This window comes from Eilatimonas milleporae (assembly GCF_003688555.1).
In the GTDB taxonomy this organism is placed as follows: Bacteria; Pseudomonadota; Alphaproteobacteria; order Sphingomonadales; family Kordiimonadaceae; genus Eilatimonas; species Eilatimonas milleporae.
Window position 1 is genome coordinate 39,607 of sequence record NZ_REFR01000002.1, and the last position, 22,148, is coordinate 61,754.

A 22,148-nucleotide genomic window follows, 5' to 3' on the forward strand; every position below is an offset into this window, starting at 1 on the left:
GCGGTCTTGCAGCGGAGGGCCTGTTTGATCGAGCGTGCGGATTTGGCGCTTATTTCGGTGCCACGACCATGATCATCTGCCGGCCTTCCATCTTGGGCCGGGCTTCGATCTTGGCGGTTTCCTCCACATCCGCGACAACGCGACTGAGCACATCGGCACCCAGATCCTGGTGCGCCATTTCCCGGCCCCGGAAACGGATGGTGATTTTCACCTTGTCCCCTTCGTCGATGAACTGATGAATCTTCTTCATCTTCACATTGTAGTCGTGGACATCGATGCCGGGACGCATCTTGATTTCCTTGACGTCCTGGGTCTTCTGCTTCTTGCGGGCGGCGTTCGCCTTTTTCTGCTGCTCGTACTTGAACTTGCCATAGTCGAGGATTTTACAGACGGGCGGTTCGGCGTTGGGCGATATCTCGACAAGGTCGAGTCCGGCTTGACGCGCCAGCTCCATGCCCTTTTCCACGGTCACGACACCATGGTTTTCGCCTTCGGCTCCAATCAGGCGGATCTGGGGTACCCGGATCCGGTCATTCACACGCGGGCCTTCAATTGTGGGGGGCCCGGCAAAGCGTCCTCTACGTATGGTCAGTCTCCTTACTTCGGTTTCCGTTTTTCAGTTGCAAACCGGCCGGGCGCGACCGCCCGGCCTTGTTACATAACTATCAATATAGCCGTTTCACAGCCGTTTGGCGAGTCAGCCTGAGGCCGCGTTTTCATGCAGCGGGCGTCGACGACGGCACGCGGGCCTCGTCCACCAGCGCGGCGATGGCATCTTCCAGCGGCATAACCGTCTGATCCTTCGTGCCAAGCCGCCGCACGCTGACACGGCCTTCCTCGGCCTCGCGTTTGCCGACCACGAGGATCGCGGGGACCTTGGCATGGCTGTGTTCGCGGACCTTGTAGTTGATCTTTTCATTGCGCACGTCGAGCTTCACCCTCAGTCCGGCGGTCTTGGCCTGCGCGCAGACCTGTTCGGCATAGGCATCCGCATCGGAGGTGATGGTCGTCACCACGGCCTGCGTCGGCGCGAGCCACAGCGGCAATCGCCCGGCATAATGCTCGATCATAATACCGATAAAGCGCTCCAGCGTGCCGAGGATCGCGCGGTGCAGCATGACAGGCCGGTGCCGTTCACCATCCTCGGCGATATAGCTGGCATCAAGCCGTTCCGGCAGCACGAAATCCAGTTGCAGGGTGCCGCACTGCCATGTACGCCCGATCGCATCGGACAGGTGAAACTCAAGCTTCGGTCCGTAAAACGCGCCTTCGCCGGGGGTGACTTCATACTCAAGCCCGGCGGCGACCAGCGCATCCTCAAGGCCCTTTTCCGCCTTGTCCCATACGGCGTCCTCGCCGGCCCGGACATCCGGTCTGGTGGCAAGCTTGACCTGTACGTCGTCAAAGCCCAGATCCTTGTAAACGCTGATCAGCAGCTGACAGAAAGCGACGCTTTCGCTCGTCACCTGATCCTCGCGGCAGAAGATATGCGCATCATCCTGCGTCATCTGCCGTACGCGCATCAGACCGTGCAGTGCACCATGCGCCTCATTCCGGTGGCAGCAGCCGAATTCGGCAAGCCTGAGCGGCAGGTCGCGGTAGCTTTTGATGCCCTGTTTGAAAATCTGCACATGCGCCGGGCAGTTCATCGGTTTCAACGCCATGAGCCGGCTGTCGCCCGACAGAACGGGGGCGTCCTCGTCCGTGGACGGCACTTCGTCCGGCACGACGAACATGTTTTCGCGGAACTTGGACCAGTGGCCCGACTGTTCCCAGAATTTGCTGTCCAGCAATTGCGGGGTCTTCACCTCGCGGTAGCCGGCGCCTGCCAGACGCATGCGGATATAATTTTCCAGTGCCAGCCAGACGGTGTAGCCGTTCGGGTGCCAGAAGACGGAACCCTGTGCCTCTTCCTGAAGGTGGAACAGGTCCATCTCGCGGCCCAGCTTGCGGTGGTCGCGCTTGGCGGCCTCTTCCAGCCGGTGGAGATAGGCTTTCAGTTCCTTCCTGTCACGCCAGGCGGTGCCGTAAATGCGGGTCAGCATTTCGTTGCGTGCGTCGCCCCGCCAATAGGCACCGGCCACCTTCATCAGCTTGAAGGCCGTGCCCAGCTTGCCGGTGGACGGCAGGTGCGGGCCACGGCACAGATCCTTCCAGTCCCCCTGCCGGTAAACGGTGATCGGTTCACCCTCCGGCAGGTCGGCGATAATCTCGGCCTTGTATATCTCGCCGATGGACTTGAAATGGTCGATGGCCTCGTTCCGGTCCCACACCTCGCGGGTGATGGCTTCGTCCCGCTCGACAATTTCATGCATGCGGGCTTCGATCACGGCAAGGTCATCCTCGGTAAAGGGCTCGTCGCGGGCGAAGTCGTAATAGAAGCCATCTTCGATATTGGGGCCGATGGTGACCTGCGTGCCGGGGAACAGCTCCTGTACCGCCTCGGCCAGCACGTGGGCGGCGTCATGGCGCAGCAGGTCCAGCGCGCCTTCATCCTTGGACGTCATGATCGCCACATCGGCGTCGAAATCGATTTCACGCTTCAGGTCCCACAGGGCGCCGTTCACATAGATGGCCAGCGCCGCCTTGACCAGACCGGGGCCGATATCCCCGGCCAGCCGCAGCCCCGTCACCGGACCGTCAAACGTGCGCACGCTGCCGTCGGGCAGGGTGAGACTGACGGGTTTTTTTACGGGTGCGGGATCGTTCATCGGTTCATGGGTCCTAATGGGTGTTCACAACGGCCTGAATCACAATTGTCGTGCATACAGATAAGCGCAGGTAATGGGGGCTGGGGACAGAGTCAAGGCAGAGCCGGCATTTAGCCCGCAAGGCCCTTAAAATTTCGGGCGGTCCTGTTGCGCTGGGACCGCCCGGTTGATCTGGCCCGTATCGGTTTGTTTATGCGAAGCGACATTAGGGCGTGCTTTTCACGTGCCGATCGACGGTGTCATAGGCTGATAAGGGCGTGAGAAATTCGATCATGTTGCCATTATTGTCGCGAATGAAAATAAGCCGCCGCCCGGATGCGGGGAAGCTGGTGGGCGGCACCAAAAGTACCACGCCGCGCCGCTCAAGTTCCGTTGCCACCGCATCCACATCAGCAGCCAGAAAAGCCAGATGACCGAAACCCCTATCGGATAGGGCTGTGCCCAGATCAGGTGGCGTTTGACGTTCCTGAAACGCTTTGGGTGTGCCGACCACTTCAATGACAAAGCCGTTTAACGCCATATAGGCCAGGCGGGTATCGGCAAAGTCCGGCACGGTCCACTCGTGAATCACGCGAAAGCCCAGTATCTCCTCGTACCAAGCCAGGGTGCCCTCATAATCGCCTGTTGAGATCATGACATGTTCAGCGCGAATTTGCGCCAAAGGATCCGGCCGCATTGAGCTTTCGCCTGTCGCTGTGGCGCTGGTGACGAGCCAAAGCATCAGTGATATTCCAAGTGTGATTGTCTTCGATAAAGATATCATTCCAGATCTCCAAGACTGGCTTTTGGCTGTGGCTTACAGCAGGTCCCAGGCATTGATATTTTCCGCCAGATGGGCCGGCGATGTGGTGCCGGGGATAACGATGATACTGGGCGAACGTTGCAGCAGCCAGGCCAGCGCCGCACCCGGCTCCAGTTTCGCGCCTTTTTGCATCGGATTTGCGCCGAGCGGACCGTAAGGGATGAAGGCGATGTCCTTTTCCGCCGTATAGTCCACAAGCGTGTCATTCCCCGTTTCGGCCATGTTGAAGCGGTTTTGCACACTGGCGATCAGGGCTATGGCCAGGGCCCGGTCCAGATGCGCACGGCTGACGTTGGACAGGCCGATGTGGCGAATGCGGCCGTCGGCCTGTGCCTCCGCCAGGGCGGCGACGGAGACTTCAATGGGTGTCTCGGGATCGACGCGGTGCAACTGAAACAGGTCGATCCGGTCACGCCGTAGATTGATAAGCGTCTTGTCGATCTGTCTGAGCAGCGTGTCCCGCGACCCATCGACGACAATGTTGCCCGGCGCGGGTTTGTCGACACCGCCTTTTGTGGCGATGGTGACAGCGCGGCCCTCCAGTGCCTCGCCAACGATTCTGTCGGCTGTCTCCGGGCCGTAGGCCCAGGCGCTGTCAAAAAAATCGACGCCCAAATCGGCCGCTGTACGCAGGAGGTCAATCCCGCCCTGCCAGTCGGAATAGGCGCCGAAATTGCCGGGTTGTCCTGTCAGGCGCATGGCGCCGTAGCCAAGGCGGTTGACCGTCATGTTACCGCCGAGCCGGTAGGTTCTGGAAGGGGAGGATTGCATGCCATTGTCTCCTGTTTGCATTTGCGCCCGGCCTGTCGCCTTGGGCATGTGTCGTTTACGAGAGAGAAGATGACGGACTGCATGGCTTTTCTGTAGACGATTTATAAAAGTAATAGTTATACGTATTACGTATGAGTAAATCGCTCGACCGGCTGACCCTTCTCGCGACTTTTGCCCGTATTGCCGAACGGGGCTCCATCAGTGCGGCGGCGCGAGACCTGGGCCTGTCGCAGGCATCGGCCAGTCGTCAGCTGGCCGATCTCGAACGCCGTCTCGGCGTTCAGCTCATTCAACGCACGACCCACAGCCTGTCCCTGACGGAGGCCGGGCGGGACTGTCTGGCCGAGGCGCGGATCCTGACGGAGGGATGGGACGCCCTTGTCGAGCGTTACGCGGATGAGGACAGCGCCATACAGGGACGGTTGAAGGTGGTCGCACCCGTCGCTCTCGGTCAGTTGCATCTGGCGGAGGCTGCCTTGCAGTTCCAAAAGGCACACCCCGGTGTTGCCATTGGCTGGATACTGCAGGACGGTGCCATCCGCTTTGCCGAAACGGGGTGTGACCTGTGGGTCAAAATCGGTTCCGTCCCGGATGACAGTCTCGTGGTACGGCCTCTTGGGCGGGTCGAACGCCTTATTGTCGCCGCTCCCGGTCTGCTCAACGGGCGCCATGTGGAAACACCCGCCGATCTTGACGATATTCCCTGCGCGGCGCTGGAGCCGTTTGAGGCCGGCAGTATTCCCCTGATCAGAAAAAAGAGGGCCGGCAAAAAGCGAAAGCAGGTTACCGTCGCTGGCCAGATCGCTCTGACCACCAACAATATTTTCGCGGGCCGCAAGGCCGCGCGCCTTGGTATTGGTTACGCCGTCATGCCGCGCTGGCTTGTGCAAAGGGACCTGGACAGCGGCGTGCTTGTGGATGTTCTGCCGGACTGGCGGGCGCCGTCCCTCATGATCAATGCCGCTTTTTTACCCGCGCGGCGTCAGACAAGACGGCTCAAACTGTTTCTCGGCCATATGGCAGAGACCATTGCGGCCATTTCCGGTGTGGAGGGCGTTTAGCCGCCTGCGTGTGCCTCTTGCCGCACAGCATGGCGCCGCCTATGCTCGCGCTCGATTTTGATTGAAGAGTGTTTGCATGACCGACCAACCCGACTTTTTCGACCATCCGTCCGGCCGCCGACTTGCTTATCATCATACGCCGGGAGCTACCCCCACGGTGGTTTTCCTTGGCGGTTTCATGAGCGATATGACCGGTTCAAAGGCAACCACGCTGGAAGAACACTGTCGCGCCCGGGGGCAGGCTTTTCTGCGGCTGGATTATTCCGGTCACGGGGCCAGTTCCGAGAAGTTTGAGGACGGCACCATCGGCCTCTGGGCCGAGGATGCCGCTGCCGTGATCGACGCGGCAGTCGGGGCGGACGGACCGCTGGTGCTGGTCGGTTCCTCCATGGGCGGGTGGGTCGCCCTGCTGCTGGCCCGCCGATGGCCTTTGCGGGTGCGCGGTCTTGTCGGCATTGCCGCCGCACCGGACTTTACTGAGCGGATGTGGACCCATGAGCTGAACGATGACCTGCGCGCCACCATTTTGCGCGACGGTTTTGTCAAAATCCCCAGCGATTATGGCCCTGACCCCTATATTTTCACCAGAGCATTGTTTGATGACGGCAGAAAGAACAGCGTTCTGACCGGCCCGCTTCCCGTTGCCGGGCCGGTGCGTCTGCTGCAGGGCATGCAGGATGCGGATGTACCGTGGGAGACGGCTGTGACGCTCGCGGAAAAGGTCGACAGCCCCGACCCGGCGCTGACCCTGATCCCGGCAGGAGATCACCGCCTGTCCACCGATCAGGATCTGGCGCGGCTGACCCGCACGGTGGATGAAATCCTCGCCCTCTTGAACGGCCAGGAAACGCCCTCAAGGAACAACCCGTAAGGACATGTCATGGTGAAAAAGGCCGACAGGGAAGACTTTTTCCGCCGCCTTGCGGAGGACAATCCCGACCCGCGCACGGAGCTTGAATTCGTCAACCATTTCACCCTGCTGGTTGCCGTGGTGCTGTCGGCGCAGGCGACGGACAAGGGCGTGAACAAGGCGACAAAGGCATTGTTTGCCATTGCCGACACGCCTGAAAAGATGGTCGCGCTGGGCCTTGACGGTATCACGCAGCATATCAAGACCATCGGCCTCTACCGTAACAAGGCGAAAAATGTGCTGGCCCTGTCGGAGAAACTGGTTGCCGAGCATGGCTCCGAAGTGCCGGACGACCGCGATGCGCTGGAGGCCCTGCCCGGTGTGGGCCGCAAGACTGCCAATGTGGTCTTGAACGAGGCTTTCGGCCACCCGACCTGTGCGGTGGATACCCATATTTTTCGTGTGTCCAACCGCACCGGCCTTGCCCCCGGCAAGACCCCGCTGGAGGTGGAGAAAAAGCTGATGAAGGCGATCCCGCCGGCGTATGCGCGGCCCGCGCATCATTGGCTGATCCTGTTGGGCCGTTATATCTGCAAGGCACGCAAGCCTGACTGTGCCGTATGCAAGGTCTATGATCTTTGCCGTTACAAGGCAAAAACGGCATAGGCCCTGTGAAGTGGGCTCGGCCTTGCGCGTGCGTTACGGTCCGCGCCATTCCATAACGATACGTGTGGCGCTGTCGTCACCTTTCAGACGTTTTGGTGTTTCCCGAAAGCCCAGCTTTTCATAGACATGCCGGGCACGGCTGTTGTCCTCATAAACGTCCAGCCAGACGCGCTGAGCCTGAAGTGCGCCGGTGCAGTAGGTCAGAACAGCTTTTAAAAAGGCGCTGCCGATGCCCTTGTTCGGCTGGTTGACGACGATGCGCCGCAGTTCAACGGCGCCATCGTCCTGTTTGAAAAGAATGCCATATCCGATCGCACCGTCAGCCTTGTTGCGGCCAACCACATAGTGACAGGCGGGGTCAGTGAGCGCCCGGCGATGTTCAGGCTCAGGCCAGCGATGGATGAAACGGTGTTCGCTCCGGGCCTCTTCCAGTAGGACGAAGTCCAGATCGGCCACCGTTCCTTTCTCAAGATGGTCGAACATCCTGCGGATTTTTTAGTGGCGGAAATGCCGCTGGCCGGTGAATACCATGGCCAGCCCCGCCTTGTCGGCGGCGGCGATGACGTCTTCGTCGCGGATCGACCCGCCCGGCTGGATGACGGCTGTCGCGCCGGCCTCCGCTGCCGCCATGAGACCGTCGGCAAAGGGGAAAAAAGCGTCCGACGCGACAACGGACCCTTTCGCGAAACTGTCCGTTTCACCGGCGGCTTCCGCCGCTTCGCCCGCACGAATGGCGGCAATGCGCGAGGAATCACGCCTGTTCATCTGCCCTGCGCCGATCCCGACCGTCATCTGTCCGCGTGCGTAAACGATGGCGTTTGACTTGACATGCTTGGCCACCCGGAAAGCGAACAGGAGATCGGCCATTTCATCGGGTGTCGGCGCGCGCTGCGTCACGACATTCAGCCGGTCCGCACCGATCTGACCGGTGTCGCGTCCCTGCACAAGAAGGCCGCCGGCCACCGTGCGCAGCGTCAGGCCGGGCTGTGCCGGATCGGCAAGGCCGCCGGTGGTCAGCAGACGGAGATTTTTTTTGGCCGCGATGATGCCGGCGGCTTCGTCACTGACGCTGGGCGCCACGATCACCTCGGTAAAGATTTTGACGATTTCCGTTGCCGTGGCGCCGTCCAGTTCACCGTTCAACGCAACGATCCCGCCGAAAGCCGAAACGGGATCGCATATCAGCGCCTTTTCATAAGCCTGTTTGAAACTGTCGGCCGTGGCCACGCCGCACGGATTGGCGTGCTTGATGATGGCAACGGCGGGCCTGTCCGGATCAAATTCGCTGACCAGTTCAAAAGCGGCGTCGGTGTCGTTGAGATTGTTATAGGACAAAGCCTTGCCCTGACGCTGTTTGGCGGTGGCGATACCGGGCCGGTTTTCCACGGTTTCGTAAAAGGCGGCATTCTGATGCGGGTTCTCGCCGTAACGGCAGTCCTGTACCTTTGTGGCGGTAACCGTCAGTCGGTCCGGCAGCACGTCGCCGGTCTCCGTCGCCAGCCAGCCGCTGATCGCGGTGTCATAGGCCGCCGTGCGCTGAAAGGCTTTTTTCGCCAGTCTAAGGCGCGTTTCCGCCGTGGTACCGCCATGCCCGCCTATTTCGGCAAGGATGCCGTCATAATCCGCCGGATCCGTCAGGATTGTGACAAAGGCATGGTTTTTTGCGCTGGCACGAACCATTGCCGGACCGCCGATGTCGATCTGTTCGACCGTATCCCCGAAGGCGGCGCCCTTTGCCACCGTTTCCTCGAAAGGATACAGATTGACCACCACCAGATCGATGCCGCCGATACCGTGATCCTCCATGGCGCTGCGATGAGCGTCCTTGTCGCGGCGTGCCAGGATACCGCCGTGAATCGTCGGGTGCAGCGTTTTCACCCGCCCATCCATGATTTCGGGAAATCCCGTATGGTCGCTGACATCCGTAACCGCGATGCCGGCCTCTTTCAGGGTGCGCGCGGTGCCGCCTGTTGACAGAATTTCAATGCCGTGCCCGGCAAGGGCCTTGCCGAGGTCGATGATGCCGGTCTTATCGGATACCGACAAAAGGGCACGGGTGATCGGGGTGACACTGTTCGTATTGCTTTGACGTTCGCTCATCAGGGCGCGTTTCCTTGGGTCTTGCTTGGATGGATAAAGGCGAAAACCGGTCAGGCGAGTGGATCGCGGGCCAGCCGCCAGACGCAGCCGTCCTCCTTCAGGCTCGAAGGCGTGACAATCACGACAATCTGCTGACAGGCGACAATCTCGTCACGGCGCGGCAGGTAAAGACTGTCATCAAGGGCGATATCCCCGTTGTTGGCGGAAAACAACCAGCCTTCTCCGGACGGCGTCTCAAGGACCACCCGGCCGTCCGGCGCAATGGCGGCCTGGATATCCGGATGAAGATGAAAGCGCAGGCACGCGTTGCACCCGTTCAGGAAACGGCTGGGTTTGCCGACCAGCTTGTCCTGTCCTTCCAACACCAGCCCGTCGGGGCTGAGCGACAGGGTGCGTTGATGCTTCACGCCGAAACGGGCGGCGTAACCGTCATGCACCAGTGTGATGCGGTCCCCTCTCTCACTGCTGTGCCGTTCGATCTGCACGCTGGTGACGCCCTTGCCGATCTGTCCGTTCGGCAGCAGGCGGCTGGAATTCCGGTTGTCCAGAATCAGCGTGCTGTGGGCGGCGCTGGTGCGTGTCAGATCATCCAGTCCGGCGAGAGGCGGCGGTGTATCCGCATGGCCCATATTGACGATCAGGCGCTGACGTCCGCTGGACATCTCGAAGGCGGCCGTGCCCGCATGGGCGCAGGCTGACAGTTTCGGCGCAGGCGGTGGCCCCGCATCGCAGACCACGGTTCCCCGTCCCGCGCTGAGCCGCTGATATCCCGAGTGGGAGGCATTTTCCAATGCTTTGCCGCTTGCATTGCTGGCGGCAAGCAAGGCGTCCAATCCGGTTACATCGTCGTTTGCCGCGCCGTTGACATGGGCAAAACTGCCGTCCGACAGGCGCAATCCGCGTACAAAGGGACCCACTCTGTCCAGGGTGTGCTGGATTGTTTCCGGGGGGACGTCCTCGCGGTCCAGATAGGCGCTGCGCAAGATGACCAGCAGGCGGATGAGCGGCACGAGATCGCCGGGATTCCGGCTTGCCGGCCCGCCGTCGGCCAGGATGAAACGGGCGATGGCCCGGTTCAGTGCCTTTTCCCCGCGCACGCACCACGTCCGGCTTGACGGCAGGGCCAGGCCGGCCAGTGTCAGGGCGGCGGCGCTTCTGACCGGCCCCAGTCCCGGCACCGTGTCACGGTGTGTGTTGGCAAGATGCCGGATTTGGCGGGCCATGCAATGCAGCAGCCTCGACCGGTAAACAAGGTCCAGCGAAGACAACACCAGCGGGGCGTGGACGATCCAGTTGACGATGCGTTCGGCAATGTCATCCGGCGACCATTTCATCGGATTCCAGGCGCAGTCCTCCTCGAGCCAGGCACGCGTCAGCCTTTCAGCGGTTTCGCGTGCGCTTTTTTGGCTGCTCAGCGCCGCCAGATCGCCGAGAAAACGAAAGCATGCGGCATGCCGGGCAAGCGGTGCGGGTGCCGCTGCGACATCACGCCAGAAACCGTCACCCGTTTTCAGATTGTATGGGCCGACGATCATGTCGCCCGCTATCAGGGCCGACCCCCGCGTGCCATTGCCGGGATGCGGGTCGTCAGGACTGCTCAGAAGCTGGACGGGATGACGCCCTTTCAGGCGAAATTCATAAAGTTTTGTGCCATACGCCCAGTGTTTCAGGGCTTTCCACGACCGGGACAGGGCAGGCGGCAGGGATGCACCGCCTTTGGCGCGGAACAGCGTTGTGCGACGCCCCGGCACGGCGGCAAGCGCGATGCTGTCAAAAGCGCTCATGCCTGTTTACCCCTTCTTCGGACCCTGTCCACCCGGCGACAGTGGCGGTCCGGCATGATCGTTATCCTTTCAGACGCCGGATATTCTCTGCATAGGCCGATGGACCGCCCTTGAATGTGGCACTGCCGGCCACAAGAACATCGGCGCCGGCTGCGATCACCTGCGGTGCCGTTTCGGCGTTCACACCACCGTCCACTTCCAGATCAATGTCCAGGCCCAGTGTGTCGATCCGTTTGCGGATCGCGGCAATCTTGCGCAACTGACCGTCAATAAAGCTCTGCCCGCCAAAACCCGGATTGACCGACATGACAAGAATCAGATCCAGATCCTCGTACAGATAATCGATAATGCTTTCGGATGTGGCGGGATTAAGGGAAACGCCTGTTTTGCAGCCCGCCTGTTTTACCCTTTGAAGGGTGCGGTGGGTATGGGCACCCGCCTCGGCATGGACGGTGATGATATCGGCTCCGGCCCCGGCAAAGGCATCGATATAGGGATCGACAGGGGCAATCATCAGATGGACGTCGAAAACCTTGTCCGAATGCGGGCGCAATGCCTTTACCACATCCGGTCCGATCGTAATGTTGGGAACAAAATGACCGTCCATGACATCCACATGGATCCAGTCGGCACCCGCTTCATCGACAGCGCGAACCTCCTCGCCCAGTTTGGCGAAATCGGCGGACAGAATGGACGGGGCGATGCGAACCGGCTTTTGCATGGGGCCTGATTAGCAGCTTGCCTCCGGTGCGGCAAGCATCCTTGCGAACAGGGCCGTCAGTCCCCCGCAACATGACAGGGCCGGCAGCCTGCCGGATCAGGATTTCAGGGTGTTCAACCTGTCTGCGCTAACCGATTTTGGTCAGCCGGGCGGCGAAGAAACCGTCCAGTCTGCCATCACCGGCCATCATGGACGGCCGTGTCATCAGGTCGCCCCGGGATGTGATCAGGTCGCTATGGCCGGCCAGTTCCGCCGGGCTCAGCGGCAGCCGGCGGGCGGCGGGTGTTGCATCGAGGAAGGCGGCGATCCGGTCCGGGCCTTCTTCCGCTTCCAGCGAACAGACGCAGTAAACAAGTGTCCCGCCGGTATCGAGCAGGTCAAAGGCATGGGTAAGCAGGCGCTGTTGCACTGCCGCGAGGCTTTCGATGTCGCCCGGCTGTTTGATCCACAACACGTCCGGATGACGCCGGTAGGTCCCGGTGGCGCTGCAGGGGGCATCGAGAAGGATCCGGTCCGGCGGGCTATCGGGACGAAAGGCGGCGGCGTCCGCGGCGACGGTCTTTGCGGTCAGCCCTGTCCTGGCAAGATTTTCACGGACCCGTTCCAACCGCCGCTCGGACCGGTCGACCGCTGTGACATCCGCGCCGAGAGCGGCCAGTTGCAGGGTTTTTCCACCCGGTGCGGCACACATGTCCAGCACCCGTTCCCCGGTCCGTGCGCCCAGTATTGTGACGGGCAGCTGCGCCGCCTGATCCTGCACCCACCACTGCCCCTGTTCATAGCCGGGCAGCTCTTCAACCCGTGTGCCGGCCGCATCCAGCCGCAGTGCTCCGAGAGGCAGGTGCCGGGCGCCAAGCCGTTCCGCCAGATCCGCGACGTCCGTGTCCGGGTGGACGGCAAGATCAAGCGGTGGGGTGTCCGTCAGTGCAGCGGCAAGCCGCCGCATCTCCCCGTCGCCGAAACGGGTGCGCCAGCGCGCGGCAATCCAGTCCGGCAGCATCAGTTCGGGCCGGGTCTCCAACATTTTCAGAAGGCGGGCGCGGTCCCGCCCCGCCCGGCGCAGGACCGCGTTGACCAGACCGGCCAGGCGGCTTTCATGCGGTGCCAGTGTTTTGACAAGGGCGACGGTCTCATTGACGGCGGCATATTCGGCCGTGCGCAGAAACAGCAGTTGCGACAGGCCCGTCATCAATGCCGCCTCGGCGCGGGTCGTACCTTTCGGCAACCCTTCCCGCACCATGTCGGCCAGTATATGGCGCAAAAATCCGGTATGCCGCACGCTCGTCCCGGCAAGACGGTGTGCGAAAGCCCGGTCGCGCGGGCCGATATCCCCAGTGCCTGTATCCCCAGTGCCTGTATCTCCAGTGCCGGTCCGCTTCAGGGCCTCGGCAAAGGCGGTATCCATGTCACGCCGTTTTTTCAGAACCCCGATCAGGGTCTCGACCGCGATCCGCCGTGGTTGGAGCATAGGGTCCGCCGCCGTGTCATGGCTGGATGTTGTCTGTTTGGAGGGTATCTTTTTCATGCGGCACCGCTTGTGCGCCTTAATGATGAACGGGTCAATACGGGTCATTCACCAGTATTGCTTTCCAAGTATTTTCTGAACTGTTTTCTGTGCTGTTTTCCAGTCTGTGTCCCGTCTGTGTCCCGTCTGTGTCACTGGCCTTGCGCAGACGGACGCTTGCCTGACGGCCTGCGTGCCCGTTAGGAAGGGTGGAGGCACAAGGAGGTTTTGATGCTGCGCACCCTTCAGATCGACAAACGCTATAACGGCCCGCCCGCCAGCGCCAATGGCGGGTATATCTGCGGTCTCATGGCCGAAGGCATCAGCGGCCCGGTGAATGTGGCCCTGAAGGCACCGCCGCCCCTTGAACGTGACCTGACACTGGAAGAGCGTGACGGCGGCCGCCGTTTCCTGTTCGATAGCGGCAGGCTTCTGGCGGAAAGTGCACCGGACAGGCTGGATCTGGACGTGCCGCTGGACCGGGGCAATGTCGGCCCGGACGCCGGCCGGCGGGCGCCAAATAGGGATTCGCCTCCACCGGATGGCGGGTTTGTACCTTTTGGCGGCTGTTTTGTCTGCGGTGAAAACCGTTCTTGGGGGGACGGGCTGAATGTTTTCGCCAAACCTATCGGCGGCGATGATCAGGTTTTGGCCGTATGGCAGCCGCATGTCTCTTTCTGTCACGCCGATGGGACTGTGAAGCCCAAATATATCTGGTGCGCACTGGACTGTCCCGGATACATGGCGGTTGCACGCGGTGAACCCGCCCTTCTGGCCCGTATGACCGGTGAAATTCTTCAACCCCTGGACGGACGGCAGCCGGCCACCGTTATCGGCTGGTCTTTGGACAGGGACGGTCAGACTGGCAGCAGCCGCAAGCGCCGTGCCGGAACGGCCGTTTTTGACGGCGAGGGTCGCCTTGTGGCCAAGGCACAGGCGCTATGGGTTGTCGTTAAACCGGAAATGCTGGCCGAACTTGAAGGGGCCGCGGCGTGACCCGTGCCTTCAGTGACTGGCTGAAGGGATTGGCGCCATATGCTGAAAAACCGGTTCTGGCGACGTTTCTGCTGGGGATGTCGTCAGGGTTTCCGCTGACGCTGGTGATCAGTCTGACAGGCATCTGGCTGTCCAGGTTCGGGGTTTCAAAAGAGACGGTCGGTATTTTCGCGCTGGCGACGACACCCTATGCTTGGAAATTCCTGTGGTCGCCGGCTATCGACCGGGTGCCTCTGGGGTTCCTCAGCCGTTATTTTGGCCGGCGCCGTGCCTGGCTGGTGCTGATACAGGCAGGTCTGGCGGTCGCCATCCTGTATCTGTCAGTCCTTGACCCTGCCGTCGATACGGTTCTGATCGGGTTCGTGGTTTTGGCGGTTGGTTTCCTGTCCGCCAGTCAGGACACGGTGATCGATGCCTACCGTATCGAAGTCCTGCCCAAGGACAGGCTTGGGCACGGTGCATCCATGGTGGCCTTCGGGTACCGGGCCGGCAACCTGATCGCCGGCTATGGTGTTCTCAGGGTCGCCGAAAGCGCCGGCTGGTCCGTGGCCATTGCCCTGCTTGTGCTGCTGCTGTTGCCCGGTCTGGTCGCCGTGATCTGGGTGGGGGAACCGGCGCATAAGGAAGACCCGTTGCTGGTCAGGGACCAGAGCCTCATCGCCAAAGCGAAGGGTCTGGAAAAGGTGCGACTGACCTTGCATGAGGCGGTTGTCCTGCCCTTTGTCGAATTTACCCACAGGCGGGACTGGCTTCTGATTCTGTTGTTCATTTTTCTGTTCAAGGCGGGCGACGCCATTGCCGCGATCATGACCGGACCCCTGATGGTGGATCTGCAATTCACCGAGGGTGAAATGGCCAATGCCAACAAGCTGGTGGGGACCATCGCGCTTTGGGTGGGCATTGCCCTTGGTGCCGTATTGTACCGGGTGGCCGGGGTTTACAGATCACTGGCCCTGTCCGGGATACTCATGATGGTGACCAATCTGGTTTTTGCCTGGCTGGCGACACGCGGCCATGACGTTTTTGCCCTGGCCGTCACCATCGGCTCGGAGAATTTTGCCACCGGCCTCGGCACCACGGTGGTCATCGCCTATCTTTCCAGCCTGTGCAACCTGTCCTTCACCGCAACGCAGTATGCCCTGCTGTCCTCGCTGGCATCACAGGCGCGCGCCATCATGGGCACTTTTTCCGGGGTGCTGGCGGAAAATCTGGGATGGGTGTCGTTTTTTCTGTTTTCGACCCTCGCCGCCGTGCCCGGCCTGATCATGCTGCTGCTTCTGTGGCGCCGGTCCGTCGGTGTGGAACAGGAAACCGGGCAGGGCTGATGCCGGCGGTGTGGGCCGGGAATTTCCCGAAGGGTGTTCGGTAAGAATATGCCGGGAGACGCACGATAAAGAAAAAAACGTCACAGTGCGGTCATCTCGGTGTAACATAATTGTCCTCTCAGGGACGTAGGAGGAGGGGGTTATGAAAAAATACGCACGTCTCAGACCGCGTGTGGCAGCCGCCCAGGCCATGGCCGGTGCCCCAACCTACGTCCGTCAAGGGAATATCGAGGTTCGTCTTGCCCGCTCTTTTCGGGAGATCAAGGCTGCCCAGCGTTTGCGCTACAGTATTTTTTATGAGGAAATGGCGGCGCGTCCGGATTGGCGTGCCCGTGTGACCCGGCGCGACATCGACCCGTATGATGCCGTGTGCGATCATCTTCTGGTGATCGATCATGCGCGCCCGCGCGGCAAACGCATTGTCGGCACCTACCGGTTGCTGCGCCAGGAGGTGGCCGAGGCGCACAAGGGGTTTTATTCCGCCGGCGAGTATGATCTGTCCCCTCTCAGCGGCGAGTCCTTTCGCGCGCTTGTGGGCGAGGGGAAACAGCTTCTCGAACTGGGCCGATCCTGCGTCCATGCGGATTACCGTGCAAACGCGATCATCAATATTTTGTGGAAAGGCATCGCTGAATATCTGAAGCAATACAATATTGCCTACATGTTTGGCTGCGCCAGTTTTCCCGGCACGGACCCGAGCGCTTTCCGCGAGGCTTTTGCCTATCTGCACCACAATCATCTGGTGCCTGACGATTTCAAGGTCCGCGCGCTTGAGGGCCGGTTCGTCGACATGAACACCATGCCGGCCGAAGACGTGGACGCCCGCACGGCACGCCGGGCGCTGCCGCCCTTGATCAAGGGGTATCTGCGTATCGGCTGTTTCATTGGCGAAGGGGCCGTTGTCGACACACAATTCGGCACGACGGATGTGTTTATCCTTTTGCCTGTCGAACGGATCGCCAAGCGGTATCTGAAACATTACAAGGTCGGTGAAGGGGCGAACGACCCCGTCGAGGACGCCGTGGCACTTTAAGCCGTCCCCGGCTTGTTCGTCCGCCCTGCGGCCAGGATGCCGTCAATCCAGTTTCCGGAAGATCAGCGAAAAATTGTTCGCGGGCATTGATCGTATGTCCGGCGGGGCAAACCCGGCTGTCTCCGCCAGGGCCGCCACGTCTTCCATGGCGCGCACGCCCCATGCCGGGTCACGTGCTTTTAAAGAGGCGTCAAACGCTTCGTTCGACGGGGCGGTGTGGGCGCCGTGACGCATGAAGGGGCCGTATAGGTACAGGATACCGCCGGTCTCCAGATACCTTGACGCCCCGGTAATCAGCCCTTCGGCCACATCCCATGATGCGATGTGGATGAGATTAATCGCCGTGATGGCCACAACCGGTGCCGGCAGGCCCGTCAGCATCCAGTCATCGGCCCGTGCGTCCAGCCGCATCGGCGGCAACAGCCGAGGGTTTTGGGCATGCCGGGCCCATGCGGCGATACTGGCCAGATGGGCAGGGTCAACGTCGCTGGGTTGCCAGTAAAGATGCGGCAGCGCTGCGGTCATGTGAACGGCGTGCTCGCCGCTGCCGCTGGCCAGTTCCAGCACCATGCCGGTTTCAGGCAGAATGTCGCGGAGGACTTCGGCGATCGGCTCGCGGTTGCGGGCCGTCGCCGGTGCGAAAAGCCGTTTATCCCTGTCACCATCCTGTTCAGGCGAGAAGAAATCCTTGCTCATTGCGTGTCGTCCTCTCTGCCGGTTGTCAGCGGCTGACCCGTTGTTTCAGGCGCAAAATCAGATAGATGGGGACCACGATACTGGCGCCGAGAAGCAGATAATCCAGACCGGTCCCCGCAAACCAGTTCCACAGGCTGGCCAGTTGATTTGCGACCCAGCCATATATATCGCCGGGGCTGATCCGCAGCCAGTACAGAACTGCGCCGACGATCATACTGATGATGACAAGCCTGAAAATAAGACGCAGATCAAAGGGGGAATTTGACATGGGGAACAGCCCTTTCCGCTGATGGTTCAGGCCCGGGGGCATGACTGTCCGCCCTGCCCGTATCCATACCGATCCTTTCATCCATTGGGGCCGGCATGCCGTTTTGCGGTCGTCTGCCTGGTGCCAGCCCGAGCAGGCACGTCGCCGCGTTCATGGCTTTGCCATCACTGTCGCGGGCCAGAAGGTCGCCGGCACGAAAATGATCCTCGGGATTGGTTTCAAAAAATATCACGTCCAGTGCGCAATCCGTACCCTTATACAACATGATCTGGACATGCCCGTCGCGGCGCACCAGATCGGGTGGACCCAGCCAGTCCTGAACATCCGCCGGTGTCAGGCCAAGAACATGGCCCGGCTCCGCCACATAGGCCGGAATGTCGGGTTTTGTGTCTTCCGAGAGCTGTTCAGCCAGCAGGGCGGGCTGTGCCTCGGCGGATGCGCTGTTTGAGACCTGGTTCCGGGCTGTGCCGCCGGCACAGCCGGCAAGCAGAATAACGCCCATCACGCCCAGCAGCAGGGAGTGGGGCATGGATTCAGACCGGAGCGTCATCGGGGGCCCCGCATGCCGCTGGCGGTCCCACCGCTTTTCAGATGGTGGAAGGCGTGGGTCATCACTGCTGCCCCCAGAATGGGGGCGAGGATATTGAGGAACGGCACGGCGAACATGCCGGCAATGAGAATGCCCGTCATCAGTATGCGGTCGCGGGCCTGTCTGCGCAGGGATAGCATCGCGTCCACGGGCAGGTGCCGCAGGGCCACCATCTCGAAATATTCGCGTCCCAGCAGATAGCCGTTCAGGACCAGAAAAAGGGCCAGCGTGCCGACACCGCCGGTGGTGAACAGCAGAAATACATACGGAATGAGGGCTACGATGTTGAGGGCGATCATCAGCAGCGTCAGTTTCAGCGCGGATGACAGGGCTTCGCCCATGCCGACGGACCGACTGGCCGGACTGTTCGGATAATACCGGCTTTCCACCGCGCCGGCGATCCGCTCCAGATTGAGTCCCATCATCATGGTGACAAGGGGTGGAAACAGCAGATAAACCGCCACGATGACCACAAGGGTGAAGCCGAGATTGTCGACCCATTCCCAGCCGGTTGTCAGATCCGCCGGCCAAAGGTAAAGCGTGCCGGTTACAACGGCCGCGAAAACGAGCAGCGCCAACCCGATGCTGATCAGCAAAACACTGCGGAAGGTCGGGTCGAAAATCTGCGCCCAGGTTCTGTGCATGGCTGTCGTAAGCATAGACTGCCGGTCCGGGCACGGCCCGCACCGTCCTCCCTGTTGATGTGTTTTTCTTCCCTTATGACATAGGCGGCGCCCCTGTTTTGCGCAATGCCCGGCTTTTCGTCAATGACGCCTGATGGTGCTTGCAATCCTCATGTGCCCACCTATGGTGCCCCGATCCCCCCGGCAATGGTATTGCCGGGGGGTTCAAGGATATGCAGGCAGGGAGAAGGCCGTGACCAGGGAAACCGACGACAACCCGCAAACACTGGATGTGCTGTGCATGGGAAACGCCATCGTTGATATTCTTGCAAGGGTGGATGATGCGTTTCTGGACACGCATGAGCGCGTCAAGGGGGCGATGACGCTGGTTGACGAAGACACCTCGCGGCGGCTTTACGATGCGATGCCGCCGGCGGTCGAGCGGTCCGGCGGATCGGCGGCCAATACAGCGGCAGGCGTCGCCATGCTGGGCGGCCGCGCCGGTTTTATCGGCAAGGTGCGTGACGACCAGCTGGGCACCGTGTTCCGCCATGACATCACCGCCGTTGGTGTCGATTACCGGACGGAGTCCGCCAGCGCTGGCGAGGCAACGGCAACGTCCATGATCCTTGTGACGCCCGATGCCCAGCGCACCATGAACACCTATCTGGGGGCCTGTGCCAACATCGGTCCCGAAGACGTGGGCGAGGATCAGGTGGCCTCAGCCGCCATTACCTATATCGAAGGGTATCTGTGGGACCGTCCACGCATGAAGGAAGCGGTTCTGCGCGGCATTGATATCGCCCATGCCAATGGCCGCCGTATCGCGCTGACCCTGTCCGACAGTTTCTGCGTGGACCGGTTTCGGGCGGAGTTTCGCGACCTGATCGACACCAAGGTTGAAATCCTCTTTGCAAACGAAGCCGAGATCTGTTCGTTGTATGAGGTGGATGATTTTGAGGCCGCCGCCGGGCAGGCCCTTGCCCATGCCGACATTGCCGCCGTGACCCGGTCGGGCAAGGGGTCGGTTGTTCTGGCAAACGGGACGCGCATCGACATACCCGCGCACCCCGCCACTGTGGAAGATACCACCGGCGCCGGCGATCTGTATGCCGCCGGTTTTCTTTACGGGCTGACGGCGGGCCATGATCTGGAAACATGCGGACGCATCGCATCCATGGCTGCGGCAGAAGTGATTTCCCACCTTGGGGCCCGCCCCGAAGCCGATATGAAAGCGGCTTTGAAACAGCTGCTTGCGCGCTGAAAACAGAAGACCGGTTTGCAGGGTCCGGAGAGTGTTTTACCCGGACCCCAGACCCCAGACCCCAGACCCCAGACCCCAGACGCTCAGGACCAGGGCCCGCGTTTTCCGGGTCCGGTTTCCGGTACGCCGGATACGCCGGTTCCACCGGACCGCGGGCTGCCCGTCCTCGGACCGCCCTCTTCCATGGCCATCAGACGGCGGATACGTTCCTCCATCGGCGGGTGGGTGGAGAATAGGCTGTCGATACTGCCCCCCTTCAGCGGATTGACGATAAACAGGTGCGCGCTTGCCGGGTTGCGTTCGGCATCCGGGTTCACCGTCACCGCCGCCCCTTTGTGCAGCCGTGACAGGGCGCTGGCCAGCGCCCGTGGGCGGCCGCAGATTTCCGCGCCTGTTCTGTCGGCCTGGTATTCGCGTGTCCGCGAGATGGCCATTTGCACCAGAGCGGCCGCCACCGGTGCCAGAACCATCAGGGCGATCGTGCCCACCAGGCCAAGGGGATTGTTCCGGTTGCCACCGAAAAACAGGGCGAAATTGGCCAGCATGGAAATGGCGCCCGCAATCGTTGCCGTGATGGTCATGATCAGCGTGTCGCGGTTTTTGATATGCGCCAGCTCGTGCGCCATGACACCTTCGACCTCGTCGCGGTTCAACGTATTCAGAAGCCCCGTGGTCGCAGCGACGGCGGCGTGGGCCGGGTCGCGGCCCGTGGCAAAGGCATTGGGCTGCGGTGTGTCGATGATATAAACCTTCGGACGCGGCAGGCCGCTACGGTCTGCAAGGCGGTATATCATCGTGACAAGATCCGGTGCGGTGCGTGTGTCAACGGCACGGGCTCCGTGCATGGACAGCACCATTTTGTCGGCGTTCCAATAGGCGAATAGATTCATGCCGGCGGCCACCACAAAGGCCAGCAGCATGCCGGCCTGGCCGCCCAGCATGTAGCCCACGGCGAGAAAGAGGGCGGTCATTGCCGCCATCAGCATCGCAGTGCGCATCATATTCATTTCATCTCTCCTCGGCTGTCGTTCGCCTCTTTTCGGGTGCAAACCCACGTATTTTATGTGGTCTTGGATGGGATGTGGGCTTTGGTCGCCCTTGTATCAAGAGTGGGAACCTTCAGCTTGGCGGTTTGTCTTTGAACAGGGCATAGCCGATGGAGTATGCAGTTTTGCAGGTTTTAAAGGACAAGTTTGGGAGGGCTTGAAAGAATGTCTGACCCAACACAGGACGAGCCGGCACCGCAGAAGGCAATGCGGCCCCCGGCACAAGGTTCAGGCACCGGCCAGCGACTGGATTTCTGGCGTCCCCTTGGGCTGTTTGCCGGTTTTCTGCTGCTTTTTGCCGCGATGGGCTATCTGCTCATCCTGGAATTGGGGCTGAAGCGCTATTATATCGCGCTCCTGATGTGGACACCGGGACTGGCCGCCATGGCGGCCCTGCGCCTGTCAGGCCACGGCCTGTCATCGCTTGGATGGCACTGGGGCCCCACGCGTTGGCACTGGATCGCCTATTTCCTGCCGCCCGCCTACGGTCTTGCCGCTTACGGCCTGATCTGGTCGCTCGGTCTGGGCGGTGTACCCAACCCCAAATATATCGAAGAAGTCGCCTATTTCATGGCGTTGCCGGCCTGGCCCGAATGGGCGATGATTGTCTTCAGCGTCGTTATGATCGCCAGTGTGGGCATGTTGTGGCATTTCATCACCGCACTCGGCGAGGAAATCGGCTGGCGCGGTTTTCTGGTGCCGCATCTGATGCAGCGGGTCGGTTTTGCCCATGCATCCGTTCTGTCGGGCCTGGTGTGGGCAGCGTGGCATATCCCGTTGATTTACGGCACCAGCTATAATGCGGGCCCCTCGGGTCTGCATATGCAGATGCTGAATTTCACCCTGCTGTCCGTCGGTCTGTCCTTTGCCTACACCTATTTACGTCTGAAATCCGGCAGTCTCTGGCCTGTGACCACTCTCCACGCGGCACACAATGTTTTCATACTGAGCATTTTCCAGCCCATGACGCTGGCGTATGAAGATACCCGGCTTTATGCGAACGAGTTCGGCATTGTCCTGCCGCTTGTCTCCCTTGCCGTGGCGCTCTATTTCTGGAGAAAGGCCCGTGCCGAGAATCTTGACGGGCCGCTTTCGCCCGCCGGATGACCGCCGGGCACAGTAAAGGGTGTCAGATGACCGACCGCGACACGACAGAAAAAACCGATCAGCCTTCAAATCAGGCCAAACCCGAAAAGGAGGCTGGGACCCGACGCCCGAAGGAAATCGGCGGGCGTGACGGGCCGGAACCGACGCGTTACGGCGACTGGGAAAAGAACGGCATCATTTCGGATTTTTAAACAGAGGCCGACAAACAGAACGGGGCGTGGGGTAAAAGCC

The 22,148-nt window shown here is 61.0% G+C and carries 23 protein-coding genes; 9 read left to right on the top strand and 14 right to left on the bottom strand.

Annotation, left to right across the window (positions count from 1 at the left end; all coding sequences use genetic code 11):
- Positions 1-49: 49 nt before the first annotated feature.
- The 4 genes from infC to BXY39_RS00570 all read right to left on the bottom strand — a co-directional run bounded on the left by infC (position 50) and on the right by BXY39_RS00570 (position 4,284).
- Positions 50-538: a translation initiation factor IF-3 gene (gene infC / locus BXY39_RS00555; RefSeq protein ID WP_245998929.1), complete on the bottom strand. Its 489-nt coding sequence runs from the start codon at positions 536-538 to the stop codon at positions 50-52.
- A gap of 178 nt (positions 539-716) precedes the next feature.
- Positions 717-2,711, bottom strand: coding sequence for a threonine--tRNA ligase (gene thrS, locus BXY39_RS00560; protein WP_121936903.1), 1,995 nt, complete (start codon positions 2,709-2,711; stop codon positions 717-719).
- A gap of 205 nt (positions 2,712-2,916) precedes the next feature.
- Complete coding sequence (locus BXY39_RS00565) at positions 2,917-3,474, bottom strand: VOC family protein (RefSeq protein WP_121936904.1); 558 nt, start codon at positions 3,472-3,474, stop codon at positions 2,917-2,919.
- Positions 3,475-3,507: 33 nt separating this feature from the next.
- A complete protein-coding gene (locus BXY39_RS00570; protein ID WP_121936905.1) occupies positions 3,508-4,284 on the bottom strand; it encodes an aldo/keto reductase in 777 nt (258 codons plus the stop codon).
- A 131-nt stretch (positions 4,285-4,415) separates the two neighbouring features.
- Between BXY39_RS00570 and BXY39_RS00575 the strand changes: the two genes are divergently transcribed.
- The 3 genes from BXY39_RS00575 to nth all read left to right on the top strand — a co-directional run bounded on the left by BXY39_RS00575 (position 4,416) and on the right by nth (position 6,861).
- Entirely contained in the window at positions 4,416-5,345 is a 930-nt protein-coding gene (locus tag BXY39_RS00575) for a LysR family transcriptional regulator (RefSeq protein WP_121936906.1), read from the top strand.
- Positions 5,346-5,421: 76 nt separating this feature from the next.
- A complete protein-coding gene (locus BXY39_RS00580) occupies positions 5,422-6,216 on the top strand; it encodes an alpha/beta hydrolase (RefSeq protein ID WP_121936907.1) in 795 nt (264 codons plus the stop codon).
- 9 nt (positions 6,217-6,225) lie between these two features.
- On the top strand, positions 6,226-6,861 hold the full coding sequence (nth, locus tag BXY39_RS00585) for an endonuclease III (protein ID WP_121936908.1): 636 nt from the start codon (positions 6,226-6,228) through the stop codon (positions 6,859-6,861).
- Positions 6,862-6,894: 33 nt separating this feature from the next.
- On the opposite strand, the gene BXY39_RS00590 is transcribed toward nth, so the two are convergent.
- The 5 genes from BXY39_RS00590 to BXY39_RS00610 all read right to left on the bottom strand — a co-directional run bounded on the left by BXY39_RS00590 (position 6,895) and on the right by BXY39_RS00610 (position 12,991).
- On the bottom strand, positions 6,895-7,344 hold the full coding sequence (locus BXY39_RS00590) for a GNAT family N-acetyltransferase (RefSeq protein ID WP_121936909.1): 450 nt from the start codon (positions 7,342-7,344) through the stop codon (positions 6,895-6,897).
- A gap of 12 nt (positions 7,345-7,356) precedes the next feature.
- Positions 7,357-8,961, bottom strand: coding sequence for a bifunctional phosphoribosylaminoimidazolecarboxamide formyltransferase/IMP cyclohydrolase (gene purH, locus BXY39_RS00595; RefSeq protein WP_121936910.1), 1,605 nt, complete (start codon positions 8,959-8,961; stop codon positions 7,357-7,359).
- 50 nt (positions 8,962-9,011) lie between these two features.
- Complete coding sequence (locus BXY39_RS00600; protein ID WP_121936911.1) at positions 9,012-10,745, bottom strand: heparinase II/III family protein; 1,734 nt, start codon at positions 10,743-10,745, stop codon at positions 9,012-9,014.
- Between the two features lie 61 nt (positions 10,746-10,806).
- On the bottom strand, positions 10,807-11,466 hold the full coding sequence (rpe, locus tag BXY39_RS00605; protein ID WP_121936912.1) for a ribulose-phosphate 3-epimerase: 660 nt from the start codon (positions 11,464-11,466) through the stop codon (positions 10,807-10,809).
- Between the two features lie 127 nt (positions 11,467-11,593).
- Positions 11,594-12,991: an RsmB/NOP family class I SAM-dependent RNA methyltransferase gene (locus BXY39_RS00610; protein WP_170163518.1), complete on the bottom strand. Its 1,398-nt coding sequence runs from the start codon at positions 12,989-12,991 to the stop codon at positions 11,594-11,596.
- Between the two features lie 210 nt (positions 12,992-13,201).
- Here BXY39_RS00610 and BXY39_RS00615 point away from each other — a divergent pair, with 210 nt between their 5' ends.
- The 3 genes from BXY39_RS00615 (at position 13,202) to olsB (ending at position 16,324) form a co-directional block, all read left to right on the top strand.
- The gene (locus tag BXY39_RS00615; RefSeq protein WP_121936914.1) at positions 13,202-13,966 is read left to right on the top strand and encodes a hypothetical protein; all 765 of its coding nucleotides are present in this window, start codon (positions 13,202-13,204) and stop codon (positions 13,964-13,966) included.
- A complete protein-coding gene (locus BXY39_RS00620) occupies positions 13,963-15,291 on the top strand; it encodes an AmpG family muropeptide MFS transporter (RefSeq protein WP_121936915.1) in 1,329 nt (442 codons plus the stop codon). Before BXY39_RS00615 ends, BXY39_RS00620 begins: the two co-directional genes overlap by 4 nt.
- Before the next feature lie 142 nt (positions 15,292-15,433).
- Complete coding sequence (gene olsB, locus BXY39_RS00625) at positions 15,434-16,324, top strand: l-ornithine N(alpha)-acyltransferase (protein ID WP_121936916.1); 891 nt, start codon at positions 15,434-15,436, stop codon at positions 16,322-16,324.
- Between the two features lie 42 nt (positions 16,325-16,366).
- Here the strand turns inward: olsB and BXY39_RS00630 are convergent, their stop codons facing one another.
- Genes BXY39_RS00630 through BXY39_RS00645 form a run of 4 tightly spaced genes read right to left on the bottom strand, consistent with a single transcriptional unit; the run spans position 16,367 to position 18,536 of the window.
- Positions 16,367-17,020, bottom strand: coding sequence for a DUF938 domain-containing protein (locus BXY39_RS00630; protein ID WP_121936917.1), 654 nt, complete (start codon positions 17,018-17,020; stop codon positions 16,367-16,369).
- A gap of 25 nt (positions 17,021-17,045) precedes the next feature.
- The gene (locus BXY39_RS00635) at positions 17,046-17,288 is read right to left on the bottom strand and encodes a DUF6460 domain-containing protein (protein ID WP_121936918.1); all 243 of its coding nucleotides are present in this window, start codon (positions 17,286-17,288) and stop codon (positions 17,046-17,048) included.
- Entirely contained in the window at positions 17,269-17,838 is a 570-nt protein-coding gene (locus tag BXY39_RS00640) for a hypothetical protein (RefSeq protein WP_121936919.1), read from the bottom strand. The genes BXY39_RS00635 and BXY39_RS00640 overlap by 20 nt, the downstream gene beginning before the upstream one ends.
- Positions 17,835-18,536: an EI24 domain-containing protein gene (locus tag BXY39_RS00645; RefSeq protein WP_121936920.1), complete on the bottom strand. Its 702-nt coding sequence runs from the start codon at positions 18,534-18,536 to the stop codon at positions 17,835-17,837. The genes BXY39_RS00640 and BXY39_RS00645 overlap by 4 nt, the downstream gene beginning before the upstream one ends.
- Before the next feature lie 217 nt (positions 18,537-18,753).
- On the opposite strand from BXY39_RS00645, the gene BXY39_RS00650 reads away from it, so the two are divergent.
- Positions 18,754-19,764 carry an adenosine kinase gene (locus BXY39_RS00650; RefSeq protein ID WP_245998930.1) on the top strand — a complete coding sequence of 337 codons (1,011 nt, stop codon included), beginning with the start codon at positions 18,754-18,756 and terminating at the stop codon, positions 19,762-19,764.
- A gap of 83 nt (positions 19,765-19,847) precedes the next feature.
- Here BXY39_RS00650 and htpX read toward each other — a convergent pair whose 3' ends face one another.
- Positions 19,848-20,771, bottom strand: a complete 924-nt coding sequence (gene htpX / locus BXY39_RS00655; protein WP_121936922.1) for a zinc metalloprotease HtpX — start codon at positions 20,769-20,771, stop codon at positions 19,848-19,850.
- A 204-nt stretch (positions 20,772-20,975) separates the two neighbouring features.
- Between htpX and BXY39_RS00660 the strand changes: the two genes are divergently transcribed.
- Complete coding sequence (locus BXY39_RS00660; RefSeq protein ID WP_121936923.1) at positions 20,976-21,917, top strand: CPBP family intramembrane glutamic endopeptidase; 942 nt, start codon at positions 20,976-20,978, stop codon at positions 21,915-21,917.
- A 26-nt stretch (positions 21,918-21,943) separates the two neighbouring features.
- Entirely contained in the window at positions 21,944-22,108 is a 165-nt protein-coding gene (locus BXY39_RS00665; RefSeq protein ID WP_121936924.1) for a DUF1674 domain-containing protein, read from the top strand.
- Positions 22,109-22,148: the final 40 nt, after the last annotated feature.